Source organism: Longimicrobium sp. (assembly GCF_036387355.1).
GTDB lineage: Bacteria > Gemmatimonadota > Gemmatimonadetes > Longimicrobiales > Longimicrobiaceae > Longimicrobium.
In genome coordinates, this window is record NZ_DASVTX010000090.1 from 1 (window position 1) to 16,871 (window position 16,871).

The window sequence follows — 16,871 nt, forward strand, 5'->3', positions numbered from 1 at the left end:
TCTATCAGCGTGCGTCCTTCCCGTCAACCCCTCGGCTTCACCAACTTTTTCGCTTTCGCAGAACCAGTCGTGCGCCGAACTCCTTCAATCTACTGGGGTTGCGCCGAACCGTCAAGGGGCGTTTTTCAGAACTTTTCCTCCGCCCGCCCCGCCGCCGCCATTCAGGCGACAGCCCTACAAGCTATCAGTGTGTCCAACCCCGGTCAAGGGGCGTCCGAATCTTTTGTTTCGGCCCGGAACCGGGCATTCCTGTCCGGCGCTCCCCTGCCCTGGACGATCCGAAACGGAGGGAGCCGCCGGCGGTTGGCCGGGGCTCCCACAAATGCGTGCCCCCGCAAAACCGGAGTTTCGCGGGGGCACTCGATCAAGGGGTGGGCGACGGGGTTCGAACCCGCGACCTCCGGAACCACAATCCGGCGCTCTAACCAACTGAGCTACGCTCACCGTATCCCATCCTGGCGCCCAGCCGCTGAGCGGCCGCGACACCGGATACCAGAAATGTGCAAACGATTCCGGAATTGCGCAAGTGGGGTTCCGCCGTCCACCCGGACGCGCCGCGCGGAAAGCCGGGGCCGCACTCTCCCCTGCTCCGCGGCGCAGCGTTACTGGCTCCGCCTTCCTAGGACCAGATCGAGCACCTCGCGAACCCTCTGGTGAGCGAGGTGACGGTGGAGAAGCGGGAGCGCGACCACTACAACAACACCCGTTCCCTCGGACAGGCGCGCGCTGTTGCGCGACGATTTGGTGAGCGTTCTGACCGGGGTGGCCGGCCGGGACGCCACGTACGCGGGCACGGCGGCCGACGCGCTTCTCCCGGACATGCTCGTCGTTCGGATGGACCGCGCCCACGGTGGGCTGGCTCACCCAGGTGCTGGATCCCGCCAACGCGTACGGCGGCCGCAAGCTGGACGGAGACGACGCGGTGGACCAGGGGCTCGGTGTGATCTTCGGCAACGCCCTGGGCAACCACAACAACGTCACCCCCGGGCTGGTGACCGACAACGTGCCCGACACCCCGACGGACCTCACCGTGTTCCCGTACGTGGCCGCGCCCAACCAGTAGACGCACAACCGGAGCGGCGCGCGGTGCGCCGCTCCCAGGGGCGAGTGATTGCGGCGGAGGTGATGGAGCCCCCGTGCGGCACGCCGCACCGGGGCCGTCCGGCCGGACGGGAACGACGACGGAGGCCGTGGCGGGATTCGCTGCCCGGGCGGGGCCGCCGCGAACGGAACGGTCCGGAGGCACGGGGTGCATCCCCGCCTTCTTTCAGAGGGAAGCATCGATGAAACATCGTACCATGACCGCCGCCGCGCGCTGCGGGGCGCGGCCGAGGCGGCGATTGCCTCCGACGCCCTGCTGGAAGCCGGGCGGAGGTGCAGACGCACGACATCGCGCTGTACGAGATGCGCGCGCGGCGGGACCCGTTCAGCGCGCTGGACCGGGCGCACCTGCCCTTCAATGTACCTGCAGCGTAGCCGCCAGACGGGCGAGCACGGGGACGTGCTGCGGGCCGAGGCCACGGCGCGCGCGTCGCTGGCGCTGCGCGGCGAGCGGAACGCGTCCGCGCGCGTGACTCTGGCGGCGACCCTGATCGCGCAGCACCGGTGTGCCGAGGCGCGCCGCATTGCACAGGGGCTGGTGGCCGAAGAACCGCTGCGCCGCTCGTACCGCGCGCTCCTGGGCGAGGTGCAGATGGAGCTGGGCGACTGCGGCGGCGCGGCGGCCACCTTCGACACGCTGCAGAACTGGCGCACCACGCTGGCGGTGGCGCCCCGCGCGGCCCGGCCGGAAGAGCTCCTGGGCCGCACGGGCGAAGCGCGCATGCTGCTGGCGCTCGCCACGCGCGAGGCGGAGCGCCGCGGGGACCTGCCGCGCGAGCAGGTGGCCGGGTTCCACGTGCGGCGCCGCGACCTGGAGCTGCGCGCCGGGCGGCTGGGGCGGGCGGGACGCGCGTACCGCGAGAGGCTGGCGGTGAACCCCGAAGACCACCGCGTTCTCGCCGGCCCGGGGCGGGTGGGGGCAGCGCGGGGGCGGTGGAAGCTCGCCCTGGAGCTGGACGAACGGGCCATTGCGCGCGTGCCGGGCCCCATGATCCTGGCCGAGATGAGCGACATGGCCGCGGCGGACGGCGACACCGCGCGCGCCGCCGTGCCGGCTGGCGAGCCGTACGCGCCCTGGTGCAGGCGGGTGACGCCCGGCGCAGGACGACGCGGACGCTCGGCCCGGGTGGCCGCAGGTGGACGGCCAGGTGCAGAGGCAGGCGCGCCGAGCTGCGCGCCAGGCCTCACTCCCCCGCCCCGTCCGGCCGCGAAACGGGGAGCGCGACCTCGACGCGGCAGCCCCGCGCACCGGCGCGGTTCTGCAGGGAGATGGTTCCGCCGTGCGCCTCCACGATCTGGCGGCTGAGCGCCAGGCCGATGCCGGTGCCGTGGGGCTTGGTCGTGAAGAAGGGGACGAAGAGGTTTTCGGTGCTCACGATCCCGGGCCCCTCGTCCTCGATCCACAGCGTGAAATCGCCGTCGAGGCGGGACCATCCCACGAAAACGCCGCCTCCAACCTCGAGCGCGGCATCGGCGCCGTTGCGCAGCAGGTTGATCAGGAGCTGGTCCAGCTGGTCGCCGTCGGCCGCGATGGTGCAGGGCGGCCCCTCCCGCACGGCGACGGGAACCCGCGTTTCCAACCGGGCCACTCGCCGTACCCAGGCGCCCACGTCGACGGGGGCCATCCGGGGACGCGGCAGGCGGGCGAGGCGCGCGTACGCAGACATGAACCGCGAGAGCGCGGCGGAGCGGCCGGCGATGACCGCCAGCCCCTGTCGCAGGTCCTCGTCGCGGTCCGGCGGCGGGGGCTCCGCCCGAAGCACGTCGAGCAGGGAGCCGGTGATGGAGTGGATGGGGGCGAGGGAGTTGTTGATTTCGTGGCTCAACACGCGCACCAGCCGCTGCCACGCCTGCCGCTCTTCTTCACGAAGCGCCTGGCTGAGGTCGGTGAGCACCAGGAGGGCGTGCGACTCACCCCCCTGGCGAAAGGCGCGGCGGCGCACCTCCCACCGGCCGCTGCCGCCGGGAAAGTCGTACTGAAAGGTGCGAGGTGCCTCTCCGCTGAGGCACGGGGCGAGTCCCAGGGGACCCGCCTCCAGCCCCAGGATACGCTCCGCCGGCCGGCCCAGCAGCCGCTCGCCGGTGCGGTTGACCAGCCGGAGCCGCCCATCGGCGCTGAAGGCGAACACCGCCACGTCGATCTCGGCCATGACCGTGCGGAGCAGCGCGGCCGCCTCGAGGTTGCCGAGCCTCTGCTCGCGCAGGGTCTGGCCCAGCACGTTGGCTTCCAGCAGAGCGAGCCCCAGGGCGTCGTCGCTGCGCGCCCCGGCGGCGCGGATGCTGAAGTCGCCCTCGCGCAGCGCAAACAGCTGGTTGGCCATGGTCTGCAGCGGACGCACCACCCCCGTGCGCACCGCGCCGGCCAGCAGGAACGCCACCGCCACCAGCAGCGCGGCGGCGATCCAGCGCAGGCGCGGCGAAAAATCTCCCAGCCACAGCAGCAGGATCGCCGTCCCCGTGGCGGGAACGGCGGTCAGCAGCGCCTGCAGGAACACGCGCTGCTCATGGCGCGGGGCGCGAAGGAATCGCTTCACGGCGTCAGCGGCACGGGCGTTCCGGCGGTGAGTCCGGGCTGGAACACCGAGGGGACGGGCCAGCGCAGCCGCTTCCTTCGCGGATCCCGGATCACAGCCCGTAGCGCTGCAGGCGCCGGTAGAGGGCGCTGCGCGAAAGGCCCAGCGCCTCGGCGGCCTGGCTCACGTTGCCATCGTGGCGCTGCAGGGCCTTGCGAATCAGCACGCGCTCTACCTCTTCCAGCGGCATCTGGTCGAGGCTGCCGCCGGGCACGGGGGGTGCTGCGCCGGCCGCGGCGGGCAGGGCGAGGTCCGCCAGCTGCACCGAGTCGCCCTGCATCATCAGCAGCGCCCGTTCAACCGTGTGCTCCAGTTCGCGGATGTTGCCGGGCCATGCGTAGTCCAGCAGCGCCTGCATGGCTTCCGGCGCGACGGCGGGCGGGGTGCGGCCGTAGCGGGAGGCGCGTTTGCGCAGAAAGTGGCTTGCCAGCAGCGGCACGTCGTCGCGCCGCTCGCGAAGGGGAGGCAGGCGGATTTCCACGGTGTTCAGGCGGTACAGCAGATCCTCGCGGAACCGGCCCTCCGTGATCTCCCGCGCCAGGTCGGCGTTGGTGGCGCTCAGGATGCGCACGTTCGCGCGCTGCGTACGCGACGAGCCCACACGCTGGAACTCGCCCGTCTGCAGCACGCGCAGCAGCTTGGCCTGCAGCTTGGGGGAGAGGTTGCCGATCTCGTCGAGGAACAGGGTTCCCCCGTCCGCCATCTCGAAGTAGCCGGTGCGGTCGGCCCTCGCGTCGGTAAAGGCTCCCTTGACGTGGCCGAACAGCTCGCTCTCGAACACGCCCTCGCTGATGCCGCCCGCGTTTACCGTCACCAGCGGCTTGGAGGCGCGGTTGCTGGCGGCGTGAAGCCACGCCGCCACCACCTCCTTGCCCGTCCCGTGCTCGCCCGTAATGAGCACGTTGGCGTCGCTGGGCGCCACGCGCTCCATGATTCGCCGCACGGGCTGCATGGCCCGCGAATCGCCGATCAGCTCGGGGAGGCCCTCGCGGCGCAGCCGGCGGTTCTCTTCCTCCAGCCGCCCCGTCCTTCGCAGCGCCCGCCCCAGCTCCACCTGGGCCCGGAGGATGGAGACCAGCCGCGCGTTGTCCCACGGCTTCTCGACGTAGTCGCGGGCCCCGCGGCGCATGGCTTCTACCGCGCCCTCCACGCTCCCCCACGCCGTCATCACCACGATGGGAAGCTCGGGGTACACCGCGTTCACGCGCGTGAGCAGGTCCATCCCCTCCTTTCCCGACGTGGTGTCGCGGGCGTAGTTCAGGTCCAGGAGCACGGCGTCGAACGCCTGCTCCGCGACGGCCGCGGCCACCGCCGCCGGGGATGCGGCCGTGACGACCTCGAACGCCTCGCCCCGCAGCAGCAGCCGCAGAGCCTGCAGGATGTCGGCCCGGTCGTCGGCGACCAGGACGCGGGGCGGAGTGTCGGACAGGTCCATCCGGGCGGTGGGCAGGGGTGAGTGGACCGGGTACGCAGGGTCAGCGATGCCCGGCCGAAGATCAGCCGGCTCGCCGCCGCGGTGCACGCCGTGCCCGCGGCTCCCCGGCGGAGAGGGTGCACATCAGAACGGAAACGGCAGCAGCGGCGCGCCGGACGCCCTCTGGAGTTCGGCCAGCGCGCGCAGCGGGGCAAAGCGGGCCGCCACGGCCTGGCGCTCCGCCTCTCGGGCAAGCCCTTCGGCCTGCAGGCGCTCCACGATGGGCGCCACGCCCAGCCGGTAGCGCTCCGCGGCCTGCTCGCGCTGGCGCGCGGCGAGCAGCACGTTAGCCGCCGCGCGCTCCTGAAGCAGCACCGCCCGCCGCAGCGTGCCGGCCGCCAGCTCGACTTCGCGGTCCAGAGCGGCGCGGCGTGCGGCCAGCCGCGCGTCGGCCTGCTGCACCGCGGCTCCGGTGCGCTGGCGCGCCGCCAGACGGCTCCCCGGCTGCTCGAACAGGTTCCAGGCGAAGTTGATGCCGTAGACCCCGCTCTCGTTGCGGGGCTGAAAGGTCAGCGCGTCGCGCGTCTGGCCGTACTCCGAGCGGTCCCACTGCGCCAACAGGCTCACGGTGGGGAGCAGGCGCATGCGCTCGGCGCCGCGGGCGGCGGCCGCGGCGGCGCGGGTGGAACGCAGCGCGGCCAGCTCGGCGCTTTCGTCCGCGACCCGGCGGCGCAGCTCCTCCTCGCCAGGAAGCGAGGCCGCGTCCGGCAGCACGGGTTCCGCGAGCGCGCCGGGGATGACGGCGTCGCGCCCCAGGTGCTCGCGCAGCGCCAGGCGGGCGGCCTCCCCGGCGGTTTCCGCCTCCATCAGCGCAAGCGCTGCGTCGCCCTCGGCCAGCCGGGCCTGGAGCACGTCCAGCTCGGGCACGCCGCCCACTGCGAAGCGCCCCTGGGCGATGCGCAGCAGTTCGGAGGCGCGGTCCTTCTCCGCCCGCCGCAGCTCCAGCAGCGCCTGTGCTTCGAGCGCGTTCAGAAAGGCCACGGTGACCTCGGCGGCCACGCGCGCGCGGGCACTCCGATACGTTCCGTCGGCCGCGGCGGCCTCGGCGCCGGCGGAGCGGATCTGCAGCAGCGAGGCCGGGTTCAGGATCTCCCACCTGGCCGTGAGCACGGCGCTGGTTCCGTAGCTCCTGCGCTGCGCGATCAGCGAGTCCGGAAGGTTCACGATCCCCCCGGTGAGCGGGTCGCTGGCGGTGCGCTGCAGAATGCCGCTCTGCACCACATCCGCCTGCAGCGCCACCGAGGGAAGGAGCCTCCCCCACCCCTCCCACCGGCCCGCGGCGGCGGTGCGGGCCAGCGCCTGCGCCTCCTGCATCGCCGGGCTGGCCGCGACGCCGCGGCGCACCGCCTCGTCGAGCGTGAGCGCCTGCGCCCGCGCCGAAACGGGGGATGCGCAGAGCGCGAGCAGTGGGAGCACGGCCGCGACTGCGCGGCAGCGCGGGAGTGTTGCGTGCTTCTTCATCAGGGCGTCGTTTCCTGCGGAAAGGGTTCCACGGCCGGTGCGGGCCGCCGGCACGGAGGACCGTCCCTTCCGTGGGTGCGTCCCCACACGCCGGCGGGAGGCGGGGGAGCGGTGGGCCGGGGGGCGGGCGCGGGCGCTTGCCGATGCTCCGGCATCTCACCGGTCGCTCCGGACGGGGAACGGCGGAGCCAGGCTCCCTTGCCGTGCGGCGCCCGGCCTTTCCCCGGCTCCTCAGATCATTTCGTACCCGTGCCGCTCCAGTCCGGCCCGGGCATCGCCCCGCTCGTCGCGCACGATCTGGCCGTCGAACAGGTGAACCGTGCGCTCTGCGTGCTCGGCGTACCGGGGATCGTGCGTCACCATGATGATGGTTGCGCCCTCCTGGTGCAGCTCGCGCAGCAGCGCCATGACCGACTCGCCGTTCACGGAGTCCAGGTTGCCGGTGGGCTCGTCGGCCAGCAGAACGCTGGGCTTGCCGGCGATGGCGCGGGCCACCGCCACGCGCTGCTGCTGCCCCCCCGAGAGCTGCGCGGGGAAGTGGTTCAGGCGGTGCGCCATCCCCACCCGCTCCAGCGCCTCCTGCACGCGCTGCCTGCGCTCGGCCGCCGGCATCTTCCGGTAGGTGAGAGGCAGTTCCACGTTCTCGGCCACGCTCAGGTCGCCGATCAGGTTGAACGACTGAAAGACGAAGCCGATCTCCCGGTTGCGGATCTGCGCGCGCTGCGCGGCCGTGAGGCGCGCCGCCGCGTGGCCGTTGAGCTGGTACTCGCCCGAGGTGGGGCTGTCAAGCAGCCCCAGGATGGAGAGCAGCGTGCTCTTGCCGCCGCCGCTGGGGCCCGCGATGGCCAGGTACTCGCCCTCGCGCACATCCAGGTGCACGTTGGCCAGGGCGTGCGTCTCCACCTCGTCGGTGTAGAATACCTTGCTCACGCCTTCAAGGTGAATCAGAGAGCTGCCGGGCTTGACCATGGAACACTGCCTCCGGTTGGAATCAGGGATTCGGTACTGTCGCGCCGGGCCGCCCGGCCCCGCGGATGGTTGATGCCGCTCAGCGCAGGCGGACCTTCTGTGACTTGTCCCATTGGGTCATGTCGGCCAGGATCACCACGTCTCCCTCGCGCAGCCCGCTCACGATCTCGACGGTGTTCACGCTGCTGCGCCCCAGCCGTACGTCGGTGCGAACGGCGGTGCGGCCCCCCGCCTCGACCTTGAACAGCCCCACGACGCCCCCGGGCTGCCCGTATGCGGGACGGTCCAGGTGCAGCACGTTGGGCAGCCGCTCGATCTCGATCACCCCGTCCACGCTCAGGTCGGGGCGCGCGCCCCTGGGCATCTCGCCCTGCAGCGCGACGTCCACGGTAACGGACCCGTCCTGCACGGCGGGGTCGATGCGGGCCACGACGCCGCTGACGATTCCGTTGCGCGTGTCGATGCGGGCGGGCTGGCCCACCACGATGTCACGGGCCTGCGTCTCGGGAATGCGCAGCTGCGCCTTGAGGCGGCCCGGGCGCACGATGACGGCCAGCGGCGAGCCCGGAGTGACCCACTGCCCTTCCTGCAGCGGCAGCTCGCGGAGAACGCCGTCGGTGCCGGCCATGACGCGCATGGAGTTCACGTAGCCCTCCTGAAAGGTGGCGAGCCCGCGCAGCCGGTCGATCTGCGTCTGCTGCGCGGCCATCTGCTGCGCCTTGCTCTCGGTGAGAAAGCGCAGGCGCTGCTCCTCGACCCGCAGGCGGGCCGCCAGCTCTTCGGCGCGGTCCTGGGAGCGCTGCATTTCCATGCGGCTGATGAGTCCCTTTTCCGCCAGTTCGTGGTTGGCCGCCGCCTGCCGCGCCGCTTCGCGCTGCTCGGCGCGCACGGTGGCCACCGCCGACTCCTGCGTGAGCCGCTGGTTTTCCAGGGTGGCGGCCAGGGAGCTGCGTTCGGCTTCGGCCCCCACGAGCTGGCGCTGCGCCTCCAGGGCGCCGCGCTGCACGTCGGCGTTGCTCAGGACGATCAGCGGGGTGCCGGGCACCACCGTGCTCCCCGGCTGGGCCAGGATCTGCTCCACCCGGCCGGCGGTGGTGGCGCTGATCCAGCGCACCTGCTCGGGAACCAGCGTACCCGGGCCGCGCACCTCACGCAGCATGGTGCCGCGCTTTACGGTGTCGGTCCACATGCTGGACCCGTCCAGCCTGGGCGCGGCGGGCTCCATGCGCGCCACCGCGACGCTGGCGACCGTCAGCAGCAGGGCGGCGACGCCGCCGAACACGTACTTGCGGGGAGTGCTCTTTCGAGCGCGGGGAATGTCCACGGTTCCTTCTTGCTGCGAGCTCTGGGGTTGCGTCTCTGGCCCTTTCCTGATGCAAAGAACCGCGCCAGGACCATGGCTCAGTGCATCTCCCTGCCAAACCGCCGCTTACACCACTTTCGGCCCTTCGCCCGCCCGCGGCGGGTGTCCGGATCCGGGTTTTTGCGCGTTCCGCGGGCCGTCCGCCCGCGAACACCCGCGGCGCGCCCCGGCCGTCCGCCTGGTTCTGCGGCGGCCGCGCGCGAGGCGGGGCGTGTTCTCCCGCGCACCCCCCGGCCAGTGGACGGGAGCAGCGCTCCGGGGGCGCGGAACACCGCCCCCGTCTCGCGGCGCCGGCGTCCCGGCCGTCCGGGCCCGGCCCCGCGCGCGAGGATCTCCGGACCGTTCAATCGCCGCGCAGGGCCTGCGTGGGCGCGATGTGGGCGGCCCGGCGCGCGGGGAGCCAGCTGGCCAGCAGGGCAATGGCCCCCAGCAGCGCCGCCGCGGCCCCGAAGGTGGCCGGGTCCGCCGGGCGCACCTGAAAGAGCATCGACGCCATCAGCCTGGAAAGGAGCAGCGCCGCCAGCGTACCGGCCAGGATCCCGGCCGCGGTGGGCCAGAACGAGCGCCGGATCACCATGCGGACGACTTCGCCCGCCCGTGCGCCCAGCGCCATGCGGATGCCGATCTCGGTGGTGCGGCGGGTGACGGTGTAGGCCACCACCCCGTAGAGGCCGAGCGCCGCCAGGAACACGGCAACCACCCCGAAGAGGGTGATGATCAGCGTAAAGAACCGCGGCTGCGCCACCGTATCGGCCAGGGCGCTGTCCAGCGTGCGCACCTCCGCCACCGGCTGCATGGGATCGACCGCGTGAATGGCCCGGCGCACCGCCGCCGCCACGCCCGCCGGGTTGCCGCGGGTGCGGATGAACAGCTGCAGGCTGGCGCGCGACGCAACGCTGAACGGGAGGTACACGGCGGGGAGCGGCTCGGCGGTCAGAGCCTCGTTGCGCACGTCGCCCACCACGCCCACGATGGTGAGCGGCGTTCCTTCCAGCGACATGGTGGTGCCCACCGGGTCGGCGCCCGGCCAGAAGCGGCGCGCGGCGGCCTGGTTGATGACGACGGTGAGCGGGGCGTCGGGCGCGTCGTCGCGCGCGTCGAACACGCGCCCCTTGAGAAGCGGGATGTTGAGCGCGTCGAAGTAGCCGGCGCTTACGATCAGGGTGCCCGAGCCGGGGGTCATGGTGGCGTCGGGCCCGTTGCGGCCGGGGATCGTATAGGGGTACGTGTCGCCGCCCCCCCGCAGCGGCTGCGTCTTGGCCGCGCCCACCGCCACCACGCCGGGGATCTCGCCTACGCGGCGGATGATCTCGGCGCGGTACGGGTTGCGCTGCTCCGCCGACTCGTACTTCTCGATCATGTCCATGGACGCCATCAGCACGTTCTCGGAGCGGAAGCCCGGGTCTACGTTCATCAGGCGGTAGAACGAGTTCACCAGCAGTCCCGCGCCCACCAGCAGCACCATGGCCGCGGCCGTCTGCGCCAGCACCAGCGCGGCCCGGGCCACGCCGCCGCGGCGCTCGCTGCCGCCGCGCCCGCCGTCGCGAAGCGTCTGGGCGGTGGCCGAGCGCGCCGCGCGCACCGCGGGCACCATGCCGAACAGCACCGCCGTCACCAGCGACAGCAGCAGGGCGAACCCCGCCGCGCGGCCGTCGACGCCCACGGCCTCCGCCCGGGGGATGGTTCCCGCGCTCAGCGCCATCAGCGCGCGCACGCCGGCTACGGCCAGCAGCAGGCCGAGCACGCCGCCCACGAGGGAAAGCAGCAGGCTTTCGGTGAGCAGCTGGCGGACGATGCGGCCGCGGGCCGCGCCCAGCGCGGTGCGCACCGCCATCTCGCGCTCGCGGGCGCTGGCGCGGGCCAGGAGCAGGTTGGCGAGGTTGGCGCACGCCACCAGCAGCACCAGAACCACCGTCCCCAGCAGCACGAGCAGCGCAGGGCGCACAGGCCCCACGATCGCGTCGTTCAGCGACTCCATGCGGGCGCGGCTCCACCCCTCGTTGCTCTCCGCGTGCTCCTGCGCCAGGCGGGCCAGCACGGCGTTCACCGAGCCCAGGGCGGCCACGGGCGTGGAGCCGGGGCGGAGGCGGCCCACTACCTCCATCCACCGCAGGTCGCGCTGGTTGGGGATGTCGTCCTCGCCGATCAGCGAGATGGGGATGTACACCTCGGCCTGCCGGCCCGGGAAGGTGAAGCTGGGCGGCATGACGCCCACGACGGTGGTGGGGCGCCCCTCGATGGTCACCGTTCTGCCCACGATGGACCGGTCCCCGTTGTAGCGGCGCCGCCAGAAGGCGTCGCTGAGCACGGCCACCCGGTCGTTACCGGGAACGTTCTCCTCGGGGCGCAGGGTGCGTCCGATGGCGGCGTTCACGCCCAGCAGCGGAAAGAACTCCCGGGACACCGAAGCGCCCTGCACCACCGCCGGCTCGCCGCCGTCGCCGGTCAGGTTCAGCGCCGTTTCGCCGGGCTCGTGAATGTACGCGGCCAGCCCCTGGAAGCCGCTCGCGCCGGCGCGCAGGTCATCGAGGTCCTTGGGGCTGAACGGCCCGCCCTGGGCGGCTTTTTCGGGGTGAACGTGGTACAGGCGCACCAGCTCGTCGGGCTCGCGGAACGGAAGGGGGCGAAGCAGCACGCCGTTCACCACGCTGAAGATGGCGGTGTTCAGCCCGATTCCCAGCGCCAGGGTGAGCACCGCGACCAGGGTGAAGCCGGGGGTGCGGCGCAGCGTGCGCAGGGTGTAGCGAAGGTCCTGAAGAAGCGTGTCCATCGTGTGTCCCGGGTAGAACGGGTGCGGTGGGAGGGCCGGAGCACCTCACGGTCGTGCGGACTCCGGCGCTCGCCTGAGGGCGAGGGGCGTGCCGGTCCTCGATTTCGCCCAAGATGATGTACGGCGGTCACTTGCGTTGCGGCCGCCCCCGAGCCGCCGTCCGGTCGCGGGACCGGCTTCGTCCCACGTCCGGACACTTTCCGCGCGCGACGGGGTTTCCGGCGTTCCGTCAGTCCCCGCCGGCGTTCTGCACCGCCGCTACGTCCGCCGCTCCGGTGGCGGGCCGGTGCCGCGCGATCGTCAGTCCCCGCACGCCGCGCATGGCGGCCTGCGCGGCCGACGCGACGGGCTCCGCCGCGGGGCGCGGCGTCGCCCCGATGAGCGCCTTGACGGCGCGCAGCGCGGCCTGGGCGCGCTCGGTGCTTTCCGTCCCCATCCCCACACGGATGAAGCCGTCGCAGGACTTTCCGTAGCCCACGCCCGGAACGGCCACCACCTTGTGCTCCGCCAGCAGCCGCAGGCAGAACGCCTCGGAGTCCAGGGCGGAGTCCTCGATGCTCACGAAGAAGTAGAAGGTGCCGCTCCCGGGCACGTAGCCCAGCCCGATCTCGTCCATGTACCGGCCGAGCGCGGCGCGCCGCTCCACCAGGTCGCGGATCTGCGGCTTGGTGATCGCGAGGATGTCGTCGAAGTGGCGCTCCAGGTACTGCTCCAGCATGGTGGCCGGGCACGTCATGAGGTGCTGGCTGATCTTGAGGAACTGCGTCATGAAGGTGGCGTTGGAGATCACGTACCCGATCCGCCACCCCGACATGCCGTAGTTCTTGGACATGGTGTTGCAGATGATGGTGTGCGCCTTCGCGGGGTCGTCCACGCCGCAGGAGACGAACGGCTCGTGCGTCGTGAAGTCGCTGTACGCCTCGTCGGCGATCAGGTACAGCCCGTGCTTCTCGGCGACCTGGTGGAGCTGGCGGATCTCGTCGCGCGAAAAGACCTTGCCGGTGGGGTTGTGGGGCGAGCAGATGACCAGCGCGCGGGTGCGCGGGGTGACCCAGTCGCCCAGCTCCGAAAGGGGGACGCCCCGGGGCACCATGACGGGAGTGCCGTGGCACAGCCGGACCTGCTCGCTGTAGCTCACCCACGCCGGCTCCGGCACCACCACCTCGTCGCCCGGCTCCAGCAGCGCCATGAACGCCATGTGCACCGCGATCTTGGACCCCGCGGTCACGATGATCTCCGACGCGGCATCCACCGGCACCCCGTACTGCGTGGCGTAGTACCCCGCCAGCTTCTGCCGCAGCCCGATCAGCCCGCGCGAGTCCGAGTAGTGGTAGAGCTCGGGAAAGGGGAGCGTGTCGAACGGATACAGGGGGATGTCGAAGTACGCTTCGCCGAAGGAGCAGATGGTCACGTCCTCACCCGCGGCCTTCATGGCGTTGCCGTAGCTGTTGAACCGGATCGACATCGCCGTGGCCACGTCTTCTACGTATTTCGCGTGCCGGGCCATCGCTTCTCCTTGGTGGGTCCTGGTACAGGGTCGCTTGACGGAAAGCGCGCGGGCACCTGGTTGTGCCCGGCGGGGCGGTCAGGAAAGAGTGAGCCTTGCGCCGGACGCAACGAACCGCCGGAACCCCGCCGCGTCGGCCGCGGCGGCGCCCATGCGGCGCACCGCCTCCTCCAGGTCGGCCGCGGGAGCGGCGGTCGACAGTCTCAGGAAGTGCTGGCCTTCGCTGCCGCGCAGGCTGAACGAGCGGCGGTCCACCGTGGCCACCCGGTACTCGTGCAGCAGAAAGAGCTGAAAGAGCGTCGCCGGGCTGGTACGGCCCCGCACCTCTTCCGGCAGTCCCGCGTGGGCGCCAAAGGCATCGATGCGCTCCAGCGCCCCGCTCACGTTGGGGAAGGCGTAGAACGCGCCCGTGGGCGTGTGGCACCGGAACTCCCGGATGGCGTTGAGCCCCGACACCACCAGGTCGCGCCGCCGCTGAAAGCCCTTCACCATCTCGCGGATGGCGGGGGCGCTGAGCGGGGAGGTAAGCGCCTCGACGGCGGCCCACTGGTTGTAGGGCGGGATGGAGGCGAAGTGGTTGATGGCGAGCCGGCGGGCCACCCGGGCCTCGGCCACCGTGGGGTACACGGCCCACCCCACCCGCCCGCCGGTCCATGAATACGTCTTGCTGCACCCGGAGGAGATGATGGTGCGGCTCTCCATTCCCGGGATGGAGGCGATGGATACGTGCTCGTGCCCGTCGAAGTTGATGGCTTCGTACGACTCGTCGGAAAAGACGCGCGCGTTGGGCCCGCTTCGCTCCAGGATGAGTTCGGCGAGTTCCCTGAGCTGCGCGCGGGTGGCGACGCTCCCCGTGGGATTGGAGGGAAAGTTCAGGAATATGAGCGAGGTGCGCGCACTCAGCAGCGGCTCGAAGATGGCGCGCGTAAGCGCGAACCCGTCTTCTTCGCGCAGGACCGCCGGCACCGGAGTGGCGCGGAAGTACGGGATGAACGATTCGTAGAGCGGGTACCCGGGCGAGGGATACACGACCTCGTCACCCGCCTCGACGTAGGCCTGGTGGGCAAACCCGATGGCGGGACGGTGGCCGGGGTACACGACCACGCGCTCGGGATCGACGTCCAGCCCGTGCCGCTCGCCCAGTGACCGCGCCACGGCGCGGCGGAGCTCCGGGATCCCCTCGGGGGCGCAGTAGGTGGTGAGGCCCGCGTCCACCGCGCGCTTCAGCGCGTCCGCGATGTGCCGCGGAAGCGGGTCGTCGGGCTGGCCGAGGTTGCAGCGGATCACCCGCTCGCCCAGTGCCTCCACCTCCGCGACGCGCGCCCCCAGGTTGAACGCCTCCTCGGTGCCGATGCGAGCTACGCGGTCCGTGAACAGCGCGGCCCGGCGAGGAAAGATCTCGATCTTGAGCTTCTGCTGCGCGGGCTCGGCGGAGAGCCCGGGCGCGGATGGCAGGACCTGGATCATGGGTACACCGTTGGTGGCGTGAAAAGACGAGTCGGCCACGGAGCTTGCCGGGCTGGCCCGGCAGGCCCGGCAGGCCGCGGATGCTCCGGGCGCGAGCTGCATCCGCATGGCGGCGCCGCGGGGACATGCGCGCGCCACGGCCGTGACGATGGAGTTGTGGCGGCTTTCAGCATTCCGCCCCCGGCGGAGCCCCGGGTTCAAACGCGCGCCGGAGCACGAGGAGCACGAGTGAACCGGGGGCGAAGGACTTACCCGCTACGACATTTTTATTCTGTACCGGATGAGTGTAGCCCCCGCCATCCGTTCCGTCAAGGCGCGGCGCGGCATTCCCGCGGCGTGCCTGCAGAGACTGCCCCGAGGCCGGTTTTTGCGCGTGGATGCACGGGTCCGGGGAGGATCCGCCTTCCCCGCCCCGGGACGCCGGCCGGCTCCTCACACCCGGCTCAGCAATTCATTTTCAGACTTTATGCGCTCTCAGGAGCACGCGCCGCTACGAACCGTCCCACCGGGCCTGCACGCGTCGGCGCCCCCCCGCTGCTGCATTCAAAAGCGGCGAATAACGTATCGCGGCGAGCGTGGCGGGCGCCCCCGCGGCGCGGCGCCTCCCCGTCGCGCCATGCTCGCCCCGAAGCCTCAGCCGGCCACGGCCACCCGTGGGTGGACGCCCCGGAGGGCGAGCCCTCGGGCGGCCACCAGCGCCGCCTGCACCTCGCGGATGAGCACGGGGTAGGCATCGAACGCCTTGCGGGCCTCCGCCAGTTCCAGTCGCTCGCGGTTGGTGTGTGCAAGCAGCTCCATCCCCGGGGCAAAGCCGATCGTGGGAATGCCGTGCGTACCGCAGCTGTGGCCGCCGTCGGTGCCGAACTTCCACTGCCGGATCGTGGTTTCGCGGCCCAGAGCCTGCCGCAGCGCGCTGGCCGCGGCCTCAACCACGGGGTGCTCGCCGGGCATCAGAAAGCCCGGGGTGAAGTTGCTGTGCTCGTCCTCCCACCCCGTCCAGGCGCGGTGCGTAACCCGGCCGGGGAGCACTTCCACCCGGATTCCGGGAAGGGCGGGCACCCGCTCCGCCAGCAGCGCCCCGAGTTCGTGGACGGCCTCACCCTCGTCCCAGCCCGGGAGCACGCGCATGTCCAGCGTCAGCCGCACCCGGTCCGGGATCACGTTGCCGCTCCGGGGCCACGACTCGATGACCGTCGGCGTGACGGTGGCACGGCCCAGAACTCCGTCCTGCGGCTGCCCGGCCGCCAGCTCGCGCAGAGCGAGCAGCACGTACGGCAGTGCGTGGTTGGGGTTGGCGCCCAGGGCGGGGTTGCTGGCGTGCGCCGCAACTCCGTGCACCTCCACGGCCAGCTCCGCGTGCCCCCGGTGGCCGGTGCACAGGTCCAGGGCGGTGGCTTCCCCCAGGATCACCGCGCCGGGGCGTGCGTCGAGCGTTTCCATGTGGTGCATCATCCCCCACCCGCCCTTCTCCTCGTACACGGAGAAGATCACCCGCACGTCACCGGCGGGGCGCTCGCGCGCGAGCCGGGCCGCGGCGTACACCTGAATGGCCAGCGGGCCCTTGACGTCCATCGCCCCCCGGCCGTGCAGGAAGCCGCCCTCGACCACCCCGCCCCAGGGGTCGTGCTCCCACGACGCGGGGTCGCCCACGTCCACCACGTCCATGTGGCTGGAAAGCATCACCGCCGGGGCCTGCCCGCGCCCCACCACGCGCCCCACGACGTTCCCGGCGCGGTCGGTGCGTGCTTCGTCAAAGCCGAGCATTCTGAGCTCGTCCACGATGCGCCGGGCCACCGCCTCTTCCTGGCCGGGAAGCGAAGGGATGCGGATGAGGTCCGCGGCGAACTGCATGCACCGCTCGAACGACAGGTCCCGCGCCGGCGCACGCTCCACGCGGCGGGGCAGCGTCATTTCCAGTAGGCCGTACATCAACCCCTCCCGCCGGCGCCGCCGGCCTGTGCCAGAGTTCCGCTTCGGTCCCCCCCCGCCCCGCCGGCCCGCACCGCTCGGCCCGCCCGCTCGAGCGCCCGGGCGCCCCGGCGCCAGCGGCGGGCCCGGGCGCGCAACCGGCCGGCGGCCCGCCCCCACTCCGCGCGCAGTTCCGCGACGGCCCGGCCCAGCGAAGGCGCGGCGGGGCCGCCGCCGTACGTCGCCGCGGCCGCCACGGCCGCGGGATCCAGCCACGC

The 16,871-nt window shown here is 72.3% G+C and carries 10 protein-coding genes, 1 tRNA gene and 1 pseudogene; 1 reads left to right on the plus strand and 11 read right to left on the minus strand.

The genetic code is table 11. The annotated features are described in order from the left end of the window. Window positions 1-369: 369 nt before the first annotated feature. Window positions 370-445 (minus strand) — tRNA-His (locus tag VF665_RS04290). 405 nt (window positions 446-850) lie between these two features. Between VF665_RS04290 and VF665_RS04295 the strand changes: the two genes are divergently transcribed. Further along, window positions 851-1,063: a hypothetical protein gene (locus VF665_RS04295; RefSeq protein WP_331052175.1), complete on the plus strand. Its 213-nt coding sequence runs from the start codon at window positions 851-853 to the stop codon at window positions 1,061-1,063. Between the two features lie 1,222 nt (window positions 1,064-2,285). Here VF665_RS04295 and VF665_RS04300 read toward each other — a convergent pair. The 10 genes and pseudogenes from VF665_RS04300 to VF665_RS04345 form a co-directional block, all read right to left on the minus strand. Continuing rightward, a complete protein-coding gene (locus VF665_RS04300; protein ID WP_331052176.1) occupies window positions 2,286-3,635 on the minus strand; it encodes a sensor histidine kinase in 1,350 nt (449 codons plus the stop codon). Window positions 3,636-3,726: 91 nt separating this feature from the next. After that, window positions 3,727-5,109: a sigma-54 dependent transcriptional regulator gene (locus VF665_RS04305; RefSeq protein WP_331052177.1), complete on the minus strand. Its 1,383-nt coding sequence runs from the start codon at window positions 5,107-5,109 to the stop codon at window positions 3,727-3,729. A gap of 123 nt (window positions 5,110-5,232) precedes the next feature. After that, entirely contained in the window at window positions 5,233-6,609 is a 1,377-nt protein-coding gene (locus VF665_RS04310; protein WP_331052178.1) for a TolC family protein, read from the minus strand. A gap of 231 nt (window positions 6,610-6,840) precedes the next feature. Then, a complete protein-coding gene (locus VF665_RS04315; protein WP_349263098.1) occupies window positions 6,841-7,578 on the minus strand; it encodes an ABC transporter ATP-binding protein in 738 nt (245 codons plus the stop codon). A 79-nt stretch (window positions 7,579-7,657) separates the two neighbouring features. After that, window positions 7,658-8,902: an efflux RND transporter periplasmic adaptor subunit gene (locus VF665_RS04320; RefSeq protein ID WP_331052180.1), complete on the minus strand. Its 1,245-nt coding sequence runs from the start codon at window positions 8,900-8,902 to the stop codon at window positions 7,658-7,660. A 382-nt stretch (window positions 8,903-9,284) separates the two neighbouring features. After that, a complete protein-coding gene (locus VF665_RS04325) occupies window positions 9,285-11,711 on the minus strand; it encodes an ABC transporter permease (RefSeq protein ID WP_331052181.1) in 2,427 nt (808 codons plus the stop codon). Window positions 11,712-11,940: 229 nt separating this feature from the next. After that, entirely contained in the window at window positions 11,941-13,218 is a 1,278-nt protein-coding gene (locus VF665_RS04330) for a pyridoxal phosphate-dependent aminotransferase (protein WP_331052182.1), read from the minus strand. Between the two features lie 78 nt (window positions 13,219-13,296). Beyond that, the gene (locus VF665_RS04335) at window positions 13,297-14,685 is read right to left on the minus strand and encodes a pyridoxal phosphate-dependent aminotransferase (RefSeq protein ID WP_331052183.1); all 1,389 of its coding nucleotides are present in this window, start codon (window positions 14,683-14,685) and stop codon (window positions 13,297-13,299) included. 633 nt (window positions 14,686-15,318) lie between these two features. Beyond that, complete coding sequence (locus VF665_RS04340; protein WP_331052184.1) at window positions 15,319-16,614, minus strand: M20/M25/M40 family metallo-hydrolase; 1,296 nt, start codon at window positions 16,612-16,614, stop codon at window positions 15,319-15,321. Continuing rightward, a pseudogene (locus VF665_RS04345) lies at window positions 16,614-16,871 on the minus strand (PE family protein); the annotation flags it as partial. The pseudogene VF665_RS04345 and the gene VF665_RS04340, both read right to left, overlap by 1 nt.